Raw genomic sequence first — 20,882 nt, 5'->3', positions numbered from 1 at the left:
GCTTCCTTCAACCGGGGGATGGTCAGGCGACGGCGTCGTGCAGCCGGGCCGCCTGCTTGTCCTTCAGCGGGCCGATGACCGACAGCGAGGGCCGTACGCCCAGGATGTCGCGGGCGACCGCGCGCACGTCATCGGGGGTCACGGCCGCGATGTGGGACAGCATGTCGTCGACGGACATCTGCTCGCCCCAGCACAGCTCGCTCTTGCCGATACGGTTCATCAGCGCGCCCGTGTCCTCCAGGCCGAGGACCGTGGAGCCGCGGAGCTGGCCGATGGCGCGGTCGATCTCGTCGTCGGACAGACCGTGCTCGGCGACCTGGTCGAGCTCGTCCCGGCAGATCTTCAGCACGTCGTGGACCTGTGAGGGCCGGCAGCCCGCGTACACCCCGAACAGTCCGCAGTCGGCGAAGCCGGAGGTGTACGAGTACACGCTGTAGGCCAGGCCGCGCTTCTCGCGGACCTCCTGGAAGAGACGGGAGGACATGCCGCCGCCGAGGGCGGTGTTGAGGACGCCGAGCGCCCAGCGGCGCTCGTCGGTGCGGGCCAGGCCGGGCATCCCGAGGACGACATGGGCCTGCTCGGTCTTGCGGCCGACCAGTTCGACGCGGCCGGCCGCCCGGATGGACCGCCGTCCGTCGCGCGGGGCGACGGGGGTGGCGGCCGGGTCCTTGAAGGCGCCCGCCTTCTCGAACGCGGCACGGACCTGCCGGACGACCTTCTGGTGGTCGACGTTGCCCGCGGCGGCCACGACCAGGTGTGTCGGGTCGTAGTGCTTCTTGTAGAAGCGCCGTATGCGGTCCGCGGTGAGCGCGTTGACGGTGTCGACGGTGCCGAGGACGGGGCGGCCGAGGGGGTTGTCGCCGAACATGGTGTGCGCGAACAGGTCGTGCACACAGTCGCCCGGGTCGTCCTCGGTCATCGCGATCTCTTCGAGGATGGCGCCGCGCTCGACGTCGACGTCCTCCTCACGGATCAGCGAGCCCGTCAGCATGTCGCAGACGACGTCGATGGCGAGCGGCAGGTCGGCGTCGAGCACGCGTGCGTAGTAGCACGTGTACTCCTTCGCCGTGAAGGCGTTCATCTCGCCGCCGACCGCGTCGATCGCGGCCGAGATGTCCAGGGCGGACCTGCGGTCGGTGCCCTTGAACAGCAGGTGTTCCAGATAGTGCGTGGCGCCGTTCAGCGTGGGCGTCTCGTCGCGGGAGCCGACGTGGGCCCAGATGCCGAAGGTCGCGGAGCGGACCGAGGGCAGGGTCTCGGTGACGATGCGCAGGCCGCCGGGGAGGGTGGTCTTGCGGACCGTGCCGATGCCGTCGCGGCCCTTGATGAGGGTTTGGGTACGGGCGACGGCCCGCGCCTCCGAGGAGGTGCGGGCCGTCGCCGTGGAGCTGATCGACGTCACTTGTCGGCGTCGTCCTTCTTGTCGGCGGAGTCCTCTTCGCCCTCGATCACGGGGATGAGGGAGAGCTTGCCGCGGGAGTCGATCTCGGCGATCTCGACCTGGACCTTCTGGCCCACGCCGACGACGTCCTCGACGTTCTCCACGCGCTTGCCGCCGGCGAGCTTGCGGATCTGCGAGATGTGCAGCAGACCGTCCTTGCCGGGCAGCAGCGAGATGAACGCGCCGAAGGTCGTCGTCTTCACGACGGTGCCCAGGTAGCGCTCGCCGACCTCCGGCATGGTCGGGTTGGCGATGCCGTTGATCGTGGCGCGGGCGGCCTCGGCGGCCGGGCCGTCGGCGGCACCGATGTAGATGGTGCCGTCGTCCTCGATCGTGATCTCGGCGCCGGTGTCCTCCTGGATCTGGTTGATCATCTTGCCCTTGGGGCCGATGACCTCACCGATCTTGTCGACGGGGATCTTCACGGTGATGATCCGCGGCGCGTTCGGGGACATCTCGTCCGGCGTGTCGATCGCTTCCATCATCACGTCGAGGATGTGGAGGCGGGCGTCACGGGCCTGCTTCAGAGCGGCGGCCAGGACGGAGGCCGGGATGCCGTCCAGCTTGGTGTCGAGCTGGAGGGCGGTCACGAACTCCTTGGTGCCGGCGACCTTGAAGTCCATGTCGCCGAAGGCGTCCTCCGCACCGAGGATGTCGGTGAGGGTGACGTAGTGCGTCTCGCCCTCGATCTCCTGGGAGATCAGACCCATGGCGATACCGGCGACGGGGGCCTTCAGCGGCACACCGGCGTTCAGCAGCGACATGGTGGAGGCGCAGACCGAGCCCATGGACGTCGAGCCGTTGGAGCTCAGCGCCTCGGAGACCTGGCGGATCGCGTAGGGGAACTCCTCGCGGGTCGGCAGGACCGGGATCAGGGCGCGCTCGGCGAGGGCGCCGTGACCGATCTCGCGGCGCTTCGGGGAGCCGACGCGGCCGGTCTCGCCGGTGGAGTACGGCGGGAAGTTGTAGTTGTGCATGTAGCGCTTGCGGGTCACCGGGGAGAGGGTGTCCAGCTGCTGCTCCATGCGGAGCATGTTGAGGGTGGTGACGCCCAGGATCTGGGTCTCGCCACGCTCGAACACCGCGGAGCCGTGCACGCGCGGGATGGCCTCGACCTCGGCGGCGAGCGTACGGATGTCCGTGACGCCGCGGCCGTCGATGCGCTTCTTCTCCTTGATGACGCGCTCACGGACCAGGGTCTTGGTCAGCGAGCGGTACGCGGCGGAGATCTCCTTCTCGCGGCCCTCGAACTCCGGGAGGAGCTTCTCGGCGGCGAGCGCCTTGACGCGGTCCAGCTCGGCCTCGCGCTCCTGCTTGCCGGCGATGGTCAGCGCGGAGGCGAGCTCCGGCTTCACGGCGGCGGTGAGGGCCTCGAGGACGTCGTCCTGGTAGTCCAGGAAGATCGGGAAATCGCCGGTCGGCTTGGCGGCCTTGGCGGCGAGGTCGGCCTGGGCCTTGCACAGGACCTTGATGAAGGGCTTCGCGGCTTCCAGACCGGCCGCGACGACCTCCTCGGTCGGCGCCTCGGCGCCGCCCTTGACCAGCTGGATGGTCTTGTCGGTGGCCTCGGCCTCGACCATCATGATCGCGACGTCGCCGTCCTCCAGGGTGCGGCCCGCGACGACCATGTCGAAGACGGCGTCCTCGAGCTCGGTGTGCGTGGGGAACGCGACCCACTGGCCGTTGATCAGCGCGACGCGGACGCCGCCGATCGGGCCGGAGAAGGGCAGACCGGCCAGCTGCGTCGACGCGGACGCGGCGTTGATCGCCACGACGTCGTACAGGTGGTCGGGGTTGAGCGCCATGATCGTGGCGACGACCTGGATCTCGTTGCGCAGGCCCTTCTTGAAGGAGGGGCGCAGCGGGCGGTCGATCAGGCGGCAGGTGAGGATGGCGTCCTCGGAGGGACGGCCCTCACGGCGGAAGAAGCTGCCGGGGATCTTGCCGGCCGCGTACATCCGCTCCTCGACGTCCACCGTGAGGGGGAAGAAGTCGAGCTGGTCCTTGGGGTTCTTGGAGGCGGTGGTGGCCGACAGCACCATGGTGTCGTCGTCCAGGTACGCCACGGCGGAACCGGCGGCCTGCTTGGCCAGTCGGCCCGTCTCGAAGCGGATGGTGCGGGTGCCGAAGGAGCCGTTGTCGATGACGGCCTCGGCGTAGTGGGTCTCGTTCTCCACTAGCGTTTTCTCCGTTACTTGTCGTCTTTCGTCCGCCGGCTGCCCGTGTGGCAGGGGGACGGTGGCGGAGAAGCGCTCCGTGCGGTGCGGGCCGGTCTTCGATCGAAGCACCCGGGGATCGCTTCCCCCCGGGGGCCACTACCGAGGACCGGCGGCGGCTAGGCGCGCTTCTCCTCGTGCTGTGGACCACATCGTTCCGTGTTCCACGTCATGCGTTGTGCTACCACACTACAAAGCGTGAGTGACAGTCCGCATGTTTCCGCACGTACGGGCGGTTTCCCGCACGTACGGCAAAGGGAGCGGCCCCCGATTCACGGGAACCGCTCCCCTCATGGCGTCTTACTTGGCGCCCGCCGCACCGCGGCGGATGCCGAGGCGGTCGACCAGCGTACGGAAGCGCTGGATGTCCTTCTTGGCCAGGTACTGCAGGAGGCGGCGACGCTGACCGACCAGGATCAGCAGACCACGACGGGAGTGGTGGTCGTGCTTGTGCGTCTTGAGGTGCTCGGTCAGGTCGGAGATCCGACGGGAGAGCATGGCGACCTGGACCTCGGGGGAGCCGGTGTCGCCCTCCTTCTGGCCGAACTCGCTGATGATCTGCTTCTTCGTAGCGGCGTCGAGCGGCACGCGTACTCCTTGGGTGTCTTCTGTTGCCACCGAGTGCCCCTGGTCTGCATCTCAGGGGAGCTTCCGTGACTCGGGAGGCGGGGATCCGCTGGGCGCAGCCCCCAGGTGGACCGGGGGCGCGTACACAAACGGCCGTCACACAGCGTACCAGCACCGGAGCGCACCCCCGGACGGGGGCCGCCCCGGTGGGAACGGCGTCAGAATCCGCCGCGGACCTCGGCGTACACGTCGAGGACGGCCAGGCAGATCGGCACCAGGGACAGCAGCACCAGCGAGTCCGCGAGGTCCAGCATGCGGCCCCAGAAGGGGGACAGCCCCTTCTGCGGGACGATCAGGGCGATCGCGATGAGCAGCAGCACGCCGGCGCCGACGGAGGCGCCGAGCCACAGGGTGCGCACGTCGACCGGTCCGGAGTTGCCCTGGAGCAGATCCATGATGATGTCGGCCGGCGGGGAGATCGCGAGGCCGAGGACCAGCAGGGCGAGGGTGACGATGCCGGCCACGAACAGGCAGGTCACCTGTGCGGTGTAGCGGAAGAGCCGGGCGCGCAGCATGGCGGCCAGGCCGGTGCACAGGGCGAGCAGCTGGGCCCAGCCGCTGGCGCTGAAGCCGAGCACGGCGCCGGCCGAGCCGACGATGACCGCGGCGCAGCCGCCGACCAGGCCGAGCAGCAGCTCGTGGCCGCGGCTGGTCTGGGCGACGATGCGCTGGACGTCGACGGCCTCCAGGTCGCCGTCGCGGCCCTCGCGGCGGGCGCGGGCCAGGTCCTCGGGGTTGCGGAAGCCGATGGGGAGCTTGGCGAAGCGGGCGGACCAGCCGGGCAGGAAGCCGACGACGGCCAGGGCGACGACGGCGGTGCCGGCGGCGATCTCACGCGGCTCGGCCTCGGTGAGCACCCCGCAGAAGACGGCGAGCGTGCCGATCGCGGAGGCGAGGGCGGCGGCCACGAACGGGGCGTCGCCCTGTGGCAGCAGCATGATCAGGACGACGGAGACCAGGAGGACGGCGACACAGCCGACCAGGAACTGGATGCGTCCGGGGCCCTCCCCCGCGTCCTGCGGGATGGCGCCGGATCCGGCGATCAGCGCGTGCGGCAGTGCCGAGATGCCGAGGGCGACGGCGGAGCCCCGGTCGTCGTACACACGCGCCCGGACGCCGGCGAGGGCGGTCAGGGCGATCGCGGTGACGCCGGCGAGGATGCCCTGCAGTCCGTGCATGTCGTGCCGGACCGGGTCGGCGAACCAGAACACGAAGCCGAGCATGACCAGCAGCAGGGACCCGGCGACGAGACCGGCGAGCCGCATCAGGTTGTCGTTCCAGCTGCGCAGGTCCTGCTTGACCGCGGCGGCGATGGCGTCGACCACGTCGTCGTGCACGGCCGGCGGCAGCGAGTCCGCGAAGGTGCGCAGCAGCAGCACCTCACCGTCCCTGACCCGGTGCTCCAGCAACGAACGGCTGGCGTCGAGCACCTGGCCCTCGCGGGTCACGAGGTGGTAACCCGACGGGCCGGCGTCCGCCTGGACCAGGCCCGAGAGCCTCACGATCTCGGGAAAGAGGTCCTGGATCGGCAGGTCCTCGGGCAGCGCGACGTCGACACGGCTGTCCGGTGCTGCGATGGTGATTCGGCAGAAACCTGTCGAAGTCCCCGTGCTCACCTGGTGTTCCCCCTGCTAGACAAGGCTTCTTCGCGTCGCTCGTACGACGCGGTTGGCCACCCTATCCGTTGTGGCACCCGCCTCAGGGGGCACCTCCCGCATTCCTCCCAGGACCTGCGCCGCATCTCCATCCTCCTGGCTCCCGGGGGTCCGGCGCGCATCAGTAGGATCGACGCCTACGCGAACGACGCCTACGCGAACAGAACGTCGCGGTACACGGGGGCGTCAATGCCAGGACGTATCAATCGCGAAGGATGAGTGCATCGGTGAGCGTCGTCATCATCAAACGACCACCGCGGACAGTGCCCCCGGCCGTCCCGGACGGCGAGGTCAAACTCGAGACGCCGCCCGAGATTCCGCGCGAGGGCGACGAGAGCATGCTGATGAACCTGCTGCCCATGATGGGCATGCTGGGTTCGGTCGGCTTCTTCTTCATGCCCAACCTGCCCTCGTACATGAGGGTGGTCGGTGGTCTGATGCTGGCCTCGACGGTGGCCATGGCCATAGCCCAGTTCGCCAAGTCGCGGCAGGGCGGCGGCGCGGGCATGGCACAGGACCGGCGTGACTACTTCCGCTATCTGGAGCAGGTCCGCAAGGACGTGCACAAGACAGCCGAACTCCAGCGGCAGAGCCAGCTGTTCCAGCATCCGGACCCGGAGCAGCTGTGGGCGGTGGCGGCCGACAGCCGGCGTCTGTGGGAACGGCGCCCGACGGACGGCGACTTCGCCTCCGTGCGCATCGGCCGCGGTGTCCAGCAGCTCAACACCCCGCTGGTGGCGCCCGAGACGGCGCCGAAGGAGGAGCTGGAGCCGCTGACGGCGGCGGCCATGAAGGCGTTCCTCGACGCGCACGGCAGCCTGTCCGACCTTCCGGTCGCGGTGTCGCTGCGCGCCTTCTACCACGTGACGGTCTGCGGTGAGACCGAGACGGTCTACGGCAACGCCCGCGCGGTCCTGGCCCAGTTGGCGACGCTGCACTCGCCCGAGGACATGATGATCGCCGTCGTGGCGCATCCGTCCTCGGCGGCGGAGTGGGACTGGATCAAGTGGCTGCCGCACAGCCAGCACCCGAAGGCGAAGGACGGCGCGGGCTCGGCCCGGCTCCTCTTCGACGACCTCGGTGAGCTGGAGGAGGCGCTGGCCGACCAGTTGGACGACCGGCCGCGCTGGAACCGCGAGGCGAACCCGGTCTACGACCAGCCGCACCTCATCGTGATCCTGGACGGCGGCACCGTGCCCCCGGACTCCGAGCTGGCCAGCAGCGAGGGTCTGCAGGGTGTCACCTTCCTGGAGATCGCCCCCGGTGAGCTGGAGGAGGAGCTGCGGGCCGGCCTCACGGCGTATGTGAAGCCGGAGCGGATGCGGCTGTTCGTCGGCCACGAGTCGGCGTACACCGGCAGGCCCGACATCCTCAACGTGGCGCAGGCCGAGTCCCTGGCGCGTCAGCTCGCCCCGTTCCGGGTCGGCTCGGCGGAGGAGGGCGAGCCCCTTCTGTCCAACCTGGACTTCACCGACCTGATGGGCATCGGCGACGCCGGCACGGTCGACGTCTCCCGCACCTGGCGGCCGCGCACGCTGCACGAGCGGCTGCGGGTGCCGATCGGTGTCGGCGAGAACGGCGAGCCGGTCATGCTGGACCTCAAGGAGGCCTCCCAGGAGGGCATGGGCCCGCACGGCCTGTGCGTCGGCGCCACCGGTTCCGGTAAGTCCGAGGTGCTGCGCACCCTGGTGCTCGGTCTCGCGGTGACGCACTCCTCGGAGACGCTGAACTTCATCCTCGCGGACTTCAAGGGTGGCGCCACCTTCGCCGGTATGGCGGACATGCCGCACACCGCGGCCGTCATCACCAACCTGGCCGACGACCTCACCCTGGTCGACCGCATGCGCGACTCGATCATGGGTGAGACGCAGCGCCGCCAGGAGCTGCTGCGTTCGGCGGGCAACTACGCCAACCTGCACGACTACGAGAAGGCGCGGGCCGCGGGCGCCGCCCTCGAGCCGATGGCCTCGCTGGTGATCGTGCTCGACGAGTTCTCCGAACTCCTCACCGCCAAGCCCGACTTCATCGACATGTTCATCCAGATCGGCCGTATCGGCCGGTCGCTGGGCATCCACCTGCTCCTGGCGTCCCAGCGCCTGGAGGAGGGCAAGCTGCGCGGCCTGGACACCTATCTGTCGTACCGGATCGGTCTGCGGACGTTCTCCGCCGCCGAGTCCCGTACGGCGATCGGTGTGCCGGACGCCTACCACCTGCCGTCGATCCCCGGCTCGGGCTATCTGCGCTACGACACCGACACCATGGTCCGCTTCAAGGCCGCGTACGTGTCGGGGCCGTACCACGGCGAGGGCCCGTCCCGGGTGAGCCGTTCGACGCAGCTGCGGCCCGCGCTGTTCACCGCCGAGCAGGTGGCGCTGCCGCCGCAGCCGGTGGTCGAGGAGCCGGAGCCCGACAACCGGGTCGACGACGCGCTCGCCGACACCGTCCTCGACGTCCTCGTCAGCCGCATGATCAACCAGGGTCCGCCCGCCCACCAGGTGTGGCTTCCCCCGCTGGAGGAGGCGCCGTCGCTGGAGCAGCTGCTCCCGCAGCTTGCCGTCACCCAGGACCGCGGTCTGACCGCGCCCGACTACACGGCCCTCGGCCGGCTCAACGTGCCCGTCGGCCTCGTCGACAAGCCGTTCGAGCAGCGGCGTGACGTGCTGTACCGGGACTTCTCCGGCGGTGCCGGTCACGGTCTGTTCGTGGGTGGCCCGCAGTCCGGCAAGTCGACGCTGCTGCGCACGCTGATCTCGTCGTTCGCGCTCACCCACACACCGTCCGAAGTGCAGTTCTACTGCCTGGACTTCGGCGGTGGCGGTCTGATCTCGATGGAGGACCTGGCGCACGTCGGCGGCGTCGCCAACCGTCTGGATGCCGAGAAGGTGCGCCGTACGGTCAGCGAGGTCGAGGGCATCCTCAACGCCCGCGAGGAGTTCTTCCGCGCCCACAACGTCGACTCGATCGCCACGTTCCGTCAGCGCCGGGCGTCGGGCCAGCTGCCCGACCAGCCCTGGGGCGACGTGTTCCTGGTCATCGACGGCTGGGCCACGTTCAAGACGGACTACGAGCAGCTTGAGGCGTCCGTCACCGAGATCGCCACGCGCGGCCTCGGCTTCGGCGTCCACGTCGTCCTCACCGCCAGCCGCTACACCGAGGTCCGGCCCGCGCTGAAGGACATGCTCCAGAACCGCATCGAGCTGCGGCTCGGCGACCCGACCGAGTCCGAGATCGACCGCAAGGTCGCGCAGAACGTCCCGGCGACCGTGCCCGGCCGCGGTCTCACCCAGGACAAGCTGCACTTCATGGCGGGTCTGCCGCGTGTCGACGGCTCCTCGGAGACCGACGACCTGTCCGAGGCCACGTCCATCCTCATCGGCGGCATCAACGAGAACTGGCAGGGCAGCCACGCCCCGGCGGTGCGCCTGCTGCCCACGATGATGCCGGCGGACCGGCTGCCCAAGGGCTTCGAGCACCCGGACCGCGGTGTCGCCATCGGCATCGACGAGTCGTCGCTGTCGCCGGTCTTCGTCGACTTCGAGACCGACCCGCTGTTCATCGTGTTCGGTGAGAGCGAGTCCGGCAAGTCCGCGATGCTGCGGCTGCTCATCAAGCAGATCACCGAGCGGTACACGCCGGAGCAGGCGAAGATCGTCATGGGTGACTACCGGCGCGCCCACCTGGAGGGCGTGCCCGAGTCGCACCTGTCGCGCTACTGCGCGGCGGCGCCGGCCCTGACGGAGACGCTGGAGGGCCTGGCCGGCTCGATGCACCGCCGGATGCCCGGCCCGGACGTCACGCCCGAGCAGCTGCGCAACCGCAGCTGGTACAACAGCCCGGACGCGTTCGTCATCGTCGACGACTACGACCTGGTGGCGACCGGCGTGAACCCGCTGGCGCCCCTGCTGGAGTACCTGCCGTTCGCCCGGGACATCGGTCTGCGCGTGATCATCGCGCGGGCGTCGGGCGGTGCCAGCCGGTCGCTGTACGAGCCGGTGATGCAGCGGATGCGGGAGCTCGGCGCCCAGGGTGTCGTCCTGTCCGGCGACCGGTCCGAGGGCGCGCTCCTCGGCAGCATCACGGCGACGCAGCTGCCGCCGGGGCGTGGGTACTTCCATACGCGCCGGCGGGGTGGGCAGTTGATCCAGACGGGGTGGCTGCCGAACCGGTTCTGAGCGCTGTCGGTTCTTTTGTGTGGGGCGGTACCCGATGGGGTGCCGCCCCTCCGGCGTCCCGGGGGCTGGGTCTGTGGCCGGGGCCCCGGTTATGGTGGCGGTGGGACAGAAATGCCGAGCCACGGGGGGCAGTTGTGTCATCGGACTACATGGACTCCGATCCCGCGGTCCTCAAGAGCGAGGGCTACACGATGTTCAGCGTCGGCGTGGACTTCGCCAAGGCCGTGAAGGAGCTCCAGACCGGCCTGACCGCGCTGGAGAAGGGCGACACCCCGCCCTGGGGCGACGACGACATCGGCGAGAAGTTCGGCGTCGTCTACGAGGGCCTGCGCGACGGCATGTACGAGTCGATGACCAGCCTCTCGGAGCGCATCGCCGGGATGGGCGTCGCCTTCACGAAGATGGGCCTGGCCCACGAGAAGAACGAGGCCGACCAGGACGCCATCTGGCGCGACACGATGGCCGACTACGACGGCCAGGTGAAGGTGCCGTCCGGGGTGGCGCAGGGACAGCTGCACACACGGCCCTCGAACTGACCTCCGCACCGGCGCCTTTCGCGCCGGACCACTCCCCCGGGGGACGCCCGCGCGACCGCCATGTGGGGGACCCCTGGCGTCAGTAGGGTGAGAGCCGTACGTCGTTCGCACGTCAGGAAGAGGCCCAGCGGCATGACCGAGGCACGCAACAACGAGGCCGGTACCGAGGCCGAGGACACCAAGGCGCGCAAGGATCGGGAGCGGGACGAGCTGTACGCCCTCGACATCTCCGGCGTCGAGTGGCACTGCGCGCCCGGCACCGAGCAGGACGAGGAGCGCGTGGAGATCGCGTATCTGCCGAACGGCGCGGTGGCGATGCGGTCCTCCCTGGACCCCGGGACGGTGCTGCGCTACACCGAGGCGGAGTGGCGGGCGTTCGTCCTGGGCGCACGGGACGGCGAGTTCGACCTGGAGCCGGCGCCGGGGGGCGGCGGGGCGGTGGCGGGCGAGTAGCGGGGCGGGTCGGGTCCGCCGGCTGGGTGCCCCTTCTCGTCTGACCCCGCCCTCCTGTTCGTCCCCCCTCCGGCGCCTAAGATCGGGGCCGTATCGATTGCGTCCGCGACGGCGGAGGACGGGGATCCATGACCGGCACGACCGAGGACTACGCACCGCACCCCCACATAGGCGGCCGTACGGCGGCGTTGCGCGCGCTCGCCGCGTGGCGGGCGGCGGCGCCGGGAGCTCCGCGCGTGGTGGTGCTCACCGGGGACGCGGGCAGCGGGCGTTCGCGACTGCTCACCGGGTTCCTGATGCTGTGCGAGCCGGAGTACCGCAAGCGGCTTCCGCTGGACGCGATGGACCCGTCGACGGTGCCGCCGGAGCTGCCGCCGCCCGCGGTGCCGAGCGCCGAGGGGCTGACCGCCGCCCAGGTCCTGTGGCTGATCGCCGACCACTTCGGGCTCCGGGCCACCGGTGTCGAGGGCGTGTACGCCGAACTGGCCGCCCTGGAGGAGCCGGTGACGGTCGTCGTCCCGGACGTCGACCGGGCGGGCCCGGTGCGGGCCGCCGACGAGCCGGCCCGCCTCGTCCGGGAGGTGCTGGCCCCGCTGGCCGCCACGGAGACCGTACGGCTGATGGCGGAGGTGCCGCGTCCGCTCGCCGCCGAGTTGGCGGAGGGCCTGCCGCCGGGCACGGCTCAGATCATCGACCTCGACGCGCCTGAGTGGGCCGACCCGGACGTGCTGGTGCGGTTCGCGCAGGCCGCGCTGAACCCGGAGTTCGGCGCGCCGGAGCTGCCGTTCACCGTGGACCCGGCCGTGCGTCTGGCCCTGGGGGCGGCGATCGGGCGGCGGGCCGGCAGCCCGCTGGTCGTCCAACTCGCCGTCAACTGCGTCCTGATGGCCCCGGAGGGCTTCGACCCGGCCGACGAACGGTTCCTGCCGACGTCGGTCGGCGCGGCGCTGGATCTGCACGCCAGGCGGCTCGGCACCGACTCGCAGACGCTGCGGATGCTGCTGGCGCCGCTGGCGCTGGCCGAGGCGGAGGGGATACCCGTCCAGCTGTGGGCCCGGCTGGCGAGCGCCGTCACCGGGCACGACATGAGTCCGGCGATCGCGGGGGGCATGCTGCTGGCGGGGCCGTTCGTGCAGCCGGAGTCCCAGGAGACGGGGCCCGAGGGAGTGGGTGAGGCTGACGAGGGGCGCACGTTGTTGCGCTTGCTGCATCCGGCGCTCGCCGAGGAGATCCGCGCCGGGCTGCCGAACGTCGCCGCCTCCCAGACGCAGATCGCGATGTCCCTGCTGGAGGCCGTGCCGGAGCAGGACTGGGGCAAGGCCGACCCGTACGTCCGCGACCACATCGCCGGCCACACGCTGGAGGCGGGGCTGCTGCCCCAACTCCTGACCGACCCGGGCCTGTTCGTGCACGCCGTTCCGGTGCCGCTGCGGGCCGCCGTCGAGGCCGTACCGCTGGAGCAGCTGGGCGCGCCGGCCCGGACGTATCTGCGGACGGCTCCTCTGCTGACCCGCACGCAGGCGCCCGCCGAGCTGCGGGCCGCCTTCCTGGAGACGGCGTTCGTCGAGGACGGGCTGCCCGAGTACGCCGAGGCCATTCGCGAGCGGCTCGGTCTGGAACTGCCCTGGCAGACGCTGTGGAGCCTGCCGGTGGCGGGCGTGAGCGCGGTGACGGTGGGCACGCTGCCCGGCACGGAGGGGGCGGCGGCCACGCCGGTCGCCGTGCTGGTCGTACCGCCGGGGACGCCTGGTGCACGGCCCGTCGGGGCGGCCGGTGCGGAGGGCGGGGAGTCCGGACCGGCGGCGCTGGTCCACGGTCTCGTGCAGCCGGGTCTGCTGGACGACGCCGACCTCGGGCGAATCGTCCGCCCGTCCGAGGAGGAACGTGCCGCCGCACCGCTCGGGCTGAGCCGTGGCGGGGACTATCTGCGGGTCTGGAACCGGGCGGACCAGGAGGTGGTGGCCGCGCTGATCTCGGACACGCCCTTCACCGCGGCCGACCTGTCCCCCGACGGCATCCTGCTCGTGGCGACGGAGCGGGGGGCGAAGGCCCTCCGGATCCGGGCGGCGGGCGCGGGGATAGCCTCGTAGGCAGCAGACACGACGACCCCGGACGCAGCCCCGTCCCCTACTTCCATATCTGCTATCCCCAGAGCATCGACCCATCGAAGGAGCCTCCCCGTGACCAGCCAGGAGCAGGCGCTCGCCGTCGCCGACCGTTGGCTCAACCCGGAAGGGTCGACGGAGCCGCGCCGCGAGGTCCGGATGCAGGAGTTCGACCTGGGCTGGGTCGTGTGGGCGGCACCCGCGGCGCCCGAGCGCGACCCGGAGACCGGGGAGCGGCGGCCGCCCGCCGAGATCGGTGACGCGTGCGGCGTCGTGGACCGCCGTACCGGCGAACTGACGGTCTGGCCGTCGGTGCCGGTCGAGGAGGTCGTGCGGATGTACCGGGAGAAGCATGGGGGTGCGAGTGCCGCCGGTGGCTCCGAAGCTGCCGGTGCGCGCCCGGTAGTGGGTCCCGGCAACACGGCGGTGTTCACGTACACCGACCCCGCGAACGGCGAGGAGACCACCCTCTTCCGCACCTCCGCCCCCGGGCTGCCCCCCGCCGAGTACCAGGCGTGGGCCGAGCTGCGGCGCATGGAGGTGCCCGCGGAGAGCGTGCTGGCCGTCCACACCGACCTGCGCCCCAGCCTGCTGCCCGGCGGTTACACCGCCGAGCTCCTCAACACCTTCCGCAACGCCCAGCTGTCCTGCTCGCAGACGTACGGGGCCCGTGCCGAGACGCGGGCCGAGGGCATCGCGGCGCTGGTCGAGCAGGTCGAGACGATGCACCGGATCGCCGGCCAGCAGCCGCCGCCCCGCCCGCACCGGGCGCCGGTCCCGGCCCAGGTGACGCCGGCCGCGCCGATGTCCGACGAGGAGCTCGGGCGCCATCTGGTCGAGGTGTTCGGCGGGGAGGGCGTACGCCGTTACGCCGCCGACGAGGTCGCGGGCACCGCGCTGCCGGAGACCGCCGCGTCGACGCTGACCTCGGCGGGGCTGCCCGCCGACCTCCCGCTCTTCTTCACCGCGGACCGGCCCGACGCGCCCCCGGCCGGTGGCCTGTTCACGGACGTCTCCACCAACCTGCGCGAGCGGCGCAGCCCGGCCGGCGAGGAGAAGATCGCCGCGCTGTCCTACCTGGTCCGTATCGGCTTCGACGGTGTCGCGGTCATCGCGGTGCAGTGCCTGCCCGGCAGCGGTCAGCCGGACGGCCTGGGCGCACTGTGGGCGGTGGACCCGGTCACGGCGACGGCCCGCTACGTCAACGTCTCGACGGCCGCGTTCGCCCGTTCTCTGGCCCTCCTCGCGACGGCACGGCAGCGGATGCGGGGCCTGGACCCGGTGGCGGCGGGCGCGGAAGTGGCCTCGCTGCAGGAGCAGTTGGTGGCGGTGGACGCGTCGGCGCTGACGGACCCGGACGCGTGGTGGTCGCTGGTGATCGAGCAGATGTGGCACGGGTTGTTCTGAGGGTCGGCGGGCTGCGTTCATGGTGCAGGGTGGGGGGTCCATGTCGGTCTCGGGTGCGGACTCGGAACGGGATCGTCTTGCTCCGGAGCAGGTGGTCGCGCGGGTGTGCGACTGGTGGGGCGACCCTCCCGGGGTCATGCGCATGCGAACCGGCGGTGTGGCACTGCTGAGCAACGTTCAGCGGGCCGATGAGTTCGTGACCTCGGCTGAGGCGAGCAAATTCTGCGGACGCATGATTCGCACACTGAGTTCTCCCGGCCTGAGGTGCAGTTCGTCGTCGAGCGTTCGTCCGACAGACCTGGATGGCCGCTCCCCGACGGAACGACATCGTCCTGGCCTCGCCGGGGACGGCGAGAACCGGTCCGGGACATCGGCATGTACCGCCTCCTGCCCTTGAGCGGCTCCCCGCGTGGGAGCGCTGAAAAGAACGACGCTCACTGGAGCGTGAAGGCGTGGGCGAAGGCAGTCGACCCCGAGGCCGCCGCATCATCCAGCCGGCAGGCAGCACTGGGTGGATACCTGGACGACCCGGAGTCGCTGTGACACACGGACGCCAAGGCGGCGCGAACGAGGAAGCCGGAAAAGCATGCTCTCCTGATCCCGACCGAGAGAACAGACCCGTCACCATGAGTGCCACCCCGTACCAGGACGCCGTCACGGCCGATGTCGCCTTGACCCGCGCGCTCCGCTGGATCGACCGCCCCCGCGACACCAGCGCCTGGATGTGGGTCGGCGGGCGGGCGGGCAGCGGTAGAACGGCGCTGCTGCGCGAGGTCGTCGCCCGTCATCCGGGGGCGGTGTACGTCGACTGCGCCGGCAGGTCCGCGGAGGAGGTTGCCCGGGACCTGGCTACGGCCCTAGGCATCCCGGCCACGGACTCGTTCAAGGGCAACTTCGCCACCGTCGCCCACCAGATCACCGATGACCCCGTGGTCGTCCTCGCGAACACGCAGTGGGCCGGGCGGCTGCGTATCTCGCGTGAACCGGAGCGTGTGCTCGGTCAGGTGGCACGTGGGCTGATCGAGCACCATCGGCGAGGCCTGCGGATGCGCTTGCTGGTCGAGGTCGACGACGGTCCGGGCAGGGTGGCCGAGTGGCGCGGACGGCAACTGACGTTGGAGGGCGGCTTCGACCCCATCCCGGCCCCCGCCCCACCGGACGACGATCCGACTTTGTCAGCCGCCCTTCGCGCACTGGCGGTGGCCGAGCACCGTTTCGTTCCCCTGACCGTGTGGTCCCTTCTCTGTTCGGCTCTGGGCCAGGACGTTCCGGAGTCCCGGCTCGACGCGCTGCTCGGCGAGGCGGCGGTCGTGGACTGGATCCATCGGGCGAACGACGGGACGGGCACTGCCCTGGTCTCCTTCAAGCAGGAGGCGACGGCCCAGCAGTTGCGAGTACAGATGCCCGCCGAGGAGGCCAAGTCCTTCCACACGAGGGTCGTCACCACCCTGTCGGCCGCTGATGCCTCGGACGAAATGCGCTGGTACGCCGAGCGTGCTCTGGCCGGGCACGCTGCTGCGGCCGACCAGTTCGAGGCACTGCTGGAGGACACCGAGGCAGTCACCAGAGTCGGTTACGCAACGCTCTTCGAGGCGTTCGAGGCCGCGTTCCATGGCAAGCCCATCCCCCAGGGCGGTATCGCGGCCCGCATGCACTACCTGGCACGCCGTGGCGTTCAGCCATCGTCCCAGGGTGAGTGGCTTGCTCTGTGGCACCTGACCCTGATGCAAGCCGGGCCAGCGCAGAGGGCGGCCGCCGATCAGCTCCTGGCGGCCGCCGGGCCCGTGACCCTGCCCTGGCGGACGCTCTGGGCCGAAGGGGTAGGTGCCGGTGCGTTCAGTACCCATGCCCTCGTCAGCCGCCCGATCGTCCGAAGCCTCCGGATCGTGCACGGTCCGGACGGTGACCTGGTCACAGCCCGCACCCGCCGCGACCCCATCGGCACCTGGGACCTGACCACAGGCGCGCCACGCCCCGAGCCCGACGAGGCCACGGAGACATCGGGCACGACGCAGGCGGACCAGGGGCCCCGCGGATGGCGCCCTGCCGGAGCCGCCGACGGCGAAGTGGATTTGCCACGCATGCCCGAGTACGTCCGCCGAGGCGTGCGCTCGGGCCGTCACCTTACTCTGGCCTCCACGGACGGAGTGTTCGTGGTCGAGCTCGATCAGGACGCAGGGCGGGACGCTCCGGCAGATCTCCTCAAACGACTCGTGGGCACCCGCACGACTCTCGCTCCGGCACCCTTGCCGGACGAGGCCCGGGCCCCCACCACCGATTGGCTGACGGACGTCTGGGACGCCGCGGCGATCAAGCGCTTCCCGCGGGAGACGCTGCCGTCGGCACTCTCGGACATCGGCGCGCGCGAGTTCCTCTCCTCGGTCGGCTTCCCCTGCGTCACCGGCTTCCTCGAACTGGACACCACCGGCCTCGCGAGCGCGGGCCTGCACCCCGTTGCCGACGGTGCCGAGCCCGTCGATGATCCGGCTGCCGAGGCCCACTCCACGTACTTCCTCCTCGGCTGGTGGCAAGGCGAGCGCCTGCTCCTCGACGGTCGCGACGGGCGAGTGCTGCTGGACGGTTCTTCGGGGAATGACGATGCCCTGGCCGGTAGCAGTCTCAGCCAGTTCGTCGCCATGGTCCGTCTCTACTACTGGTGGTTCACCTCCGACTGGTCGATCGAGGACACCGAGTCGGACGTACGTCACTGGCTCAACCTCATCGATCCCCAGGCTTACGCGACACAGGCGTGGCAGAGAGTCTTCGAGGACTACAACTTCGGAGACCGAGTCTGAGGGACCGCGCCTCAGGAACCAAAGCGCACCCAGGTCACGTCGACAACTCGGACCTCAGTAACGTCACGGCCGTCCCGCCGCTCATGGAAGGAACCCACCCGAGTGCCCGAGATCAACGCTGACGACTGGGCTCGTATCGAGGCTTGGCGGGAGCTGTCCACTCGGGACCGGAGGGTGTTCTCCGTCCTCGGCCCCGCGCAGAGCGGCAAGAGCGCGTATCTCCTCGCGGTCCGGGACCGCTGGCCCAGCGCCACACTGATCGACTGCCGTGGCCTGAGTGCCGACGCGGTGGCCACGCGCATGCGCGAAGAGTGCGGTGCGGCCCCTGCCGGTCGTCCCTGTGTCCTCCTCCTCGCGAACGTTCAGTACGCGGGCGAGGTCCTGACGTCGACCGAGCCGACCCGCGTCGCGGAGACCCTGGCTCCGGGATTCAGGCGGTTCCAAGGCCGTGAGGTATGGGTCATGGCGGAGTACGACCTGGACCTGGTGGCTTCTCCTCGACATGCCGAGTACGAAGTCAACCATCCCGTGCCGACCATGACCGCCGTGTCAGCCGAGGCGGAGGCCGCCACAGCCAGCCGGCTGAGCGCGCTGGCCGCTGCCGAGCTGCGACAGGTGCCTCTTCCCGTCTGGCAGTTGCTGTGCTCCGCGAGCGGGGCGCCTTCGGATGTGCCGACTCTCCTCCAGTTCGCGGAGGAGCACCCGGATCTCCTGGTTCTGGAGGACAAGGGCCATGCAGCCGTCGCTTTCCGATCCGAAGCACTGCTCCATGCATGGCGGCGCAGGCAACCCTGGGATGCGGCGGCCCAATCCCGCGCCGTCGAGGCGCTGGTGTCCGCGGCGACCGACGGCGGGCCGGGGCCCTGGTCCGAACAGGGACCGGTGAGGCAGTACGCCGCTCAGGCCCTCCCCCCGCACGCCGCGCTGGCCGGCGCCCTCCCTCAACTCCTCAGCGACGGGCGGCTACTGGCCCATTTCTCGGTCGGCGCCCTCCGTGAGGCCCTCGCCCTCGCGTACCCCGACGGCGTGCCGTACGGAAGTGTGGCCTCAATGCTGCACTATCTGGAGATCCAGGGCGTCTCCCCCTCATCCCAGGGCGAGTGGGTCGCCTGGCTCCACCACGCCGCGCTCAGTTCAGGCCGTACAGAGCTGGCCGACGGACTGCTGGCCGCGGGCGTCCCGCTGCCGTGGCGGACGACGTGGTCGCGCTGGCGCCCATCCGGCATCTTCGGTCGCATCGAGGGCGACGCCGGCCGTGTCGACGAACTCGGCGTGCTGACAGGAGAGTCGGGCCCGACGGTTGTTACGGCCCGGGACGTGACGACCGGCAAGATCGCTCACCCGAAGTCCAAGTACCTCCGCCAGGAGTGGAGCCCGACGACCGGGGACCCTGTCGCGGCTCCGGTCGAGGTCCACGCCTCCCTGTCTGACGACCATCTCCCCTGGAGCAGCCCGCGACGCTCCGAGGGTCACGAGGTACCGGACGTCGCCTTCGCCGAGCACACGGACGACGGCTGGAAGCTGGAAACGCACACCGTCCCTCGCCCGCCCGCCTGCCCCCAGGCCGTGATCAAGGGCCTCTACGTCGACGGGCACTGGGTACTCGCCGGCACCGCAGGCCTCTTCGCTGTATCCGTGGAGCCGTCGGCAAGCACCACACGGGAGACGACTTACCCCAAGCGGCCCCTGATCGCCGCACACACCCGCCCCGCCCCCTGGCCGCTACCCCCGTCCGCAGCTGCTGCCTTGCGCGACGAAGGCATGCGGGGCTGGCTCGAGGAGACCTTCGGCGCGGGGGCCTGTCACCCCCTCGCCGAGGAACAGCTTCCCCACGGCCTCAAGGACCCCGCAGCACGGGATTTCCTCACCCGGACGGGTCTGCCGGAGATCGGCGACTTCCTCCACCTCGACATCACCGCGCGCGGGGACAGCCCACTGGTCGAGGTGGCCTGGCCCGGCCGGGGACGCGACGTCCCTCGGCAACGCCGCGCAAAATGCGAGGCGCCCAGCAGCGGCCCTTTCTACGAGCTCGGCACATGGATGTACTCCAGGCTCCTGCTCGACGGCAGCACCGGCCGGCTCTTCCGGGACACCACGGGCGGCTCCCCCGACCCCATCGCCGGCAGCAGCCTTCCCCAGTTCTTCGCCATGGTCCGTCTTTACGACGAGTTCCGCAGGACTCACTTTCCCTACGTCACCGACCACAAGGACGCTCAGGAAAACCTCGCCAGGTGGTGCGAGCAGATCGATGGCACCGCCGCCCGGTCCGAGACCTGGACGCTCATCCTCGAGGGCTACGACTTCGAGGACAGCACGTGGGACCTGGCGTCGTGCGGGCTGGAATGGATCTGAACCAACCGTAGAGAGACACGCCACTTTGCATACTCCCCTCGCCCCGCAGGAAGCCGTCGCTCAGCTCCGCGAACGACTGGAGCAACTCTCGCCCAAGGAGGGCTACCTGTACCTGGACGGCCCTTCGTCAAACCGCGGTCGCAGCCCATCGTGCTCGGGCCGGATCACGGCATCACCAGGTGGTCCCCCGGCTCGCTCTCGTCCCGTGAACGTGCAGCCCTGAACGCCCTGGCCCTGTCGGAGCGGCATCACGTGCGCTTCGGCGAGTGGCAGGCCCTGTGCTCCGTGCTCGGCGCCGACTTCGACGAGGCAGAACTGCACACCATCGCCACGGAGTCACCGCTCGTCACAGTCGCCCCCTCCGCGCACCGTCCAATCGGCTTCACCCACGAACGCGACGCCCGGACACTCCGGAGCGACATCCCCGCAGAGGCCCGCCCCACCCGCGACCTCGTACTCGACGTGTTCGACGCGGAAAACGCCCCGTTGAAAAACCTGCCTCGCAGGCATCGACCCGGCCGCCGCAGCCACCCACAACTGGGGACACGTCACGGAGACCGACGAGTTCTACTACCTGTAAGCATCCAGGAAACTGAGCCGCTGGAGAGGCCGCCGTAACGGACGCACGGGGCGGCCATCAGTACAGCGAGAAACCACCGCTGTGCCGGCCGCCCCCCGGCTTCTGGCCACGCGGCTCCGAAGGCGCGCCCTGCGCGTCCTTCTGCCCGGCCTGAGCGTCACTCTGCAAGGGCTCGCCGTGCCTGAGGCGGTCGCGCTCCTCCTCTGGCAGGGATTCCCACTGGCCGCGCAGGGACGCCAGTCCCCCGCTGCCGAAGGCCCGGGCGAACGCCGGGTCGTCCAGGGCGTCCCGCAGGGCCAGGCGGCCGGACAGCATCCGCTTGGCGGCCTCCTGGAGGTCCTTGCTCACGTTGTCCGTCTGCGACAGCTTGCGCAGCGCGGAGTTCAGGGACTTGACCTGCTCGGGCTCAAGCGCCTCGTCGAGCACGCCGCGCTCGGGCGAAGCACCCTGCGGGTCCGAAGGGTTGTCGGGCTGCCGTGCCATGTCGCGTCTCCTCGCTGTTCCGGTCGTCGGCTCGTCGGCTCGTACGCTCGCCGCTCGTCG

General features: G+C 70.6%; 12 protein-coding genes. 7 read left to right on the top strand and 5 right to left on the bottom strand.

Annotated features, from left to right (window positions below; translation table 11 throughout):
- Nucleotides 1-22 precede the first annotated feature (22 nt).
- The 4 genes from KBY32_RS33920 to eccD form a co-directional block, all read right to left on the bottom strand.
- Nucleotides 23-1,402: a pitrilysin family protein gene (locus KBY32_RS33920; protein ID WP_210982775.1), complete on the bottom strand. Its 1,380-nt coding sequence runs from the start codon at nucleotides 1,400-1,402 to the stop codon at nucleotides 23-25.
- Nucleotides 1,399-3,618, bottom strand: a complete 2,220-nt coding sequence (locus KBY32_RS33915) for a polyribonucleotide nucleotidyltransferase (RefSeq protein WP_210982774.1) — start codon at nucleotides 3,616-3,618, stop codon at nucleotides 1,399-1,401. The genes KBY32_RS33920 and KBY32_RS33915 overlap by 4 nt, the downstream gene beginning before the upstream one ends.
- Before the next feature lie 339 nt (nucleotides 3,619-3,957).
- Complete coding sequence (gene rpsO, locus KBY32_RS33910; RefSeq protein ID WP_030046008.1) at nucleotides 3,958-4,245, bottom strand: 30S ribosomal protein S15; 288 nt, start codon at nucleotides 4,243-4,245, stop codon at nucleotides 3,958-3,960.
- A 197-nt stretch (nucleotides 4,246-4,442) separates the two neighbouring features.
- Nucleotides 4,443-5,900 (bottom strand): type VII secretion integral membrane protein EccD, encoded by a 1,458-nt coding sequence (eccD, locus tag KBY32_RS33905; RefSeq protein WP_108708990.1) that lies wholly within the window; start codon nucleotides 5,898-5,900, stop codon nucleotides 4,443-4,445.
- Nucleotides 5,901-6,166: 266 nt separating this feature from the next.
- On the opposite strand from eccD, the gene eccCa reads away from it, so the two are divergent.
- The 7 genes from eccCa to KBY32_RS35900 all read left to right on the top strand — a co-directional run bounded on the left by eccCa (nucleotide 6,167) and on the right by KBY32_RS35900 (nucleotide 19,759).
- Nucleotides 6,167-10,111: a type VII secretion protein EccCa gene (gene eccCa / locus KBY32_RS33900; protein WP_210982773.1), complete on the top strand. Its 3,945-nt coding sequence runs from the start codon at nucleotides 6,167-6,169 to the stop codon at nucleotides 10,109-10,111.
- Between the two features lie 149 nt (nucleotides 10,112-10,260).
- Nucleotides 10,261-10,647 carry a hypothetical protein gene (locus KBY32_RS33895; RefSeq protein WP_055623181.1) on the top strand — a complete coding sequence of 129 codons (387 nt, stop codon included), beginning with the start codon at nucleotides 10,261-10,263 and terminating at the stop codon, nucleotides 10,645-10,647.
- A 132-nt stretch (nucleotides 10,648-10,779) separates the two neighbouring features.
- A complete protein-coding gene (locus KBY32_RS33890) occupies nucleotides 10,780-11,100 on the top strand; it encodes a DUF397 domain-containing protein (RefSeq protein ID WP_055623182.1) in 321 nt (106 codons plus the stop codon).
- Nucleotides 11,101-11,228: 128 nt separating this feature from the next.
- A complete protein-coding gene (locus KBY32_RS33885; protein ID WP_210982772.1) occupies nucleotides 11,229-13,190 on the top strand; it encodes an ATP-binding protein in 1,962 nt (653 codons plus the stop codon).
- 90 nt (nucleotides 13,191-13,280) lie between these two features.
- The gene (locus KBY32_RS33880; RefSeq protein WP_210982771.1) at nucleotides 13,281-14,612 is read left to right on the top strand and encodes an SUKH-4 family immunity protein; all 1,332 of its coding nucleotides are present in this window, start codon (nucleotides 13,281-13,283) and stop codon (nucleotides 14,610-14,612) included.
- Nucleotides 14,613-15,238: 626 nt separating this feature from the next.
- Entirely contained in the window at nucleotides 15,239-17,407 is a 2,169-nt protein-coding gene (locus tag KBY32_RS33875; RefSeq protein WP_210982770.1) for an SUKH-4 family immunity protein, read from the top strand.
- Between the two features lie 102 nt (nucleotides 17,408-17,509).
- Nucleotides 17,510-19,759: an SUKH-4 family immunity protein gene (locus KBY32_RS35900; RefSeq protein WP_210982769.1), complete on the top strand. Its 2,250-nt coding sequence runs from the start codon at nucleotides 17,510-17,512 to the stop codon at nucleotides 19,757-19,759.
- Nucleotides 19,760-20,396: 637 nt separating this feature from the next.
- On the opposite strand, the gene KBY32_RS33865 is transcribed toward KBY32_RS35900, so the two are convergent.
- Nucleotides 20,397-20,822: a hypothetical protein gene (locus KBY32_RS33865; RefSeq protein ID WP_210982768.1), complete on the bottom strand. Its 426-nt coding sequence runs from the start codon at nucleotides 20,820-20,822 to the stop codon at nucleotides 20,397-20,399.
- Between the last annotated feature and the right edge of the window lie 60 nt (nucleotides 20,823-20,882).

This window comes from Streptomyces sp. RK62 (assembly GCF_018070255.1).
In the GTDB taxonomy this organism is placed as follows: Bacteria; Actinomycetota; Actinomycetes; order Streptomycetales; family Streptomycetaceae; genus Streptomyces; species Streptomyces nigra.
Note: the sequence above shows the minus strand (reverse complement) of the source record. Positions and strands in the feature narration are given on the sequence as shown.

Excerpts from the sequence above, each read along its gene's own strand:
- KBY32_RS33890 (WP_055623182.1), top strand. The coding sequence starts at position 10,780 with ATGACCGAGGCACGCAACAACGAGGCCGGTACCGAGGCCGAGGACACC.
- KBY32_RS33875 (WP_210982770.1), top strand. The coding sequence starts at position 15,239 with ATGAGTGCCACCCCGTACCAGGACGCCGTCACGGCCGATGTCGCCTTG.
- KBY32_RS33865 (WP_210982768.1), bottom strand. The coding sequence starts at position 20,822 with ATGGCACGGCAGCCCGACAACCCTTCGGACCCGCAGGGTGCTTCGCCC.
- KBY32_RS33885 (WP_210982772.1), top strand. The coding sequence starts at position 11,229 with ATGACCGGCACGACCGAGGACTACGCACCGCACCCCCACATAGGCGGC.
- KBY32_RS33895 (WP_055623181.1), top strand. The coding sequence starts at position 10,261 with ATGGACTCCGATCCCGCGGTCCTCAAGAGCGAGGGCTACACGATGTTC.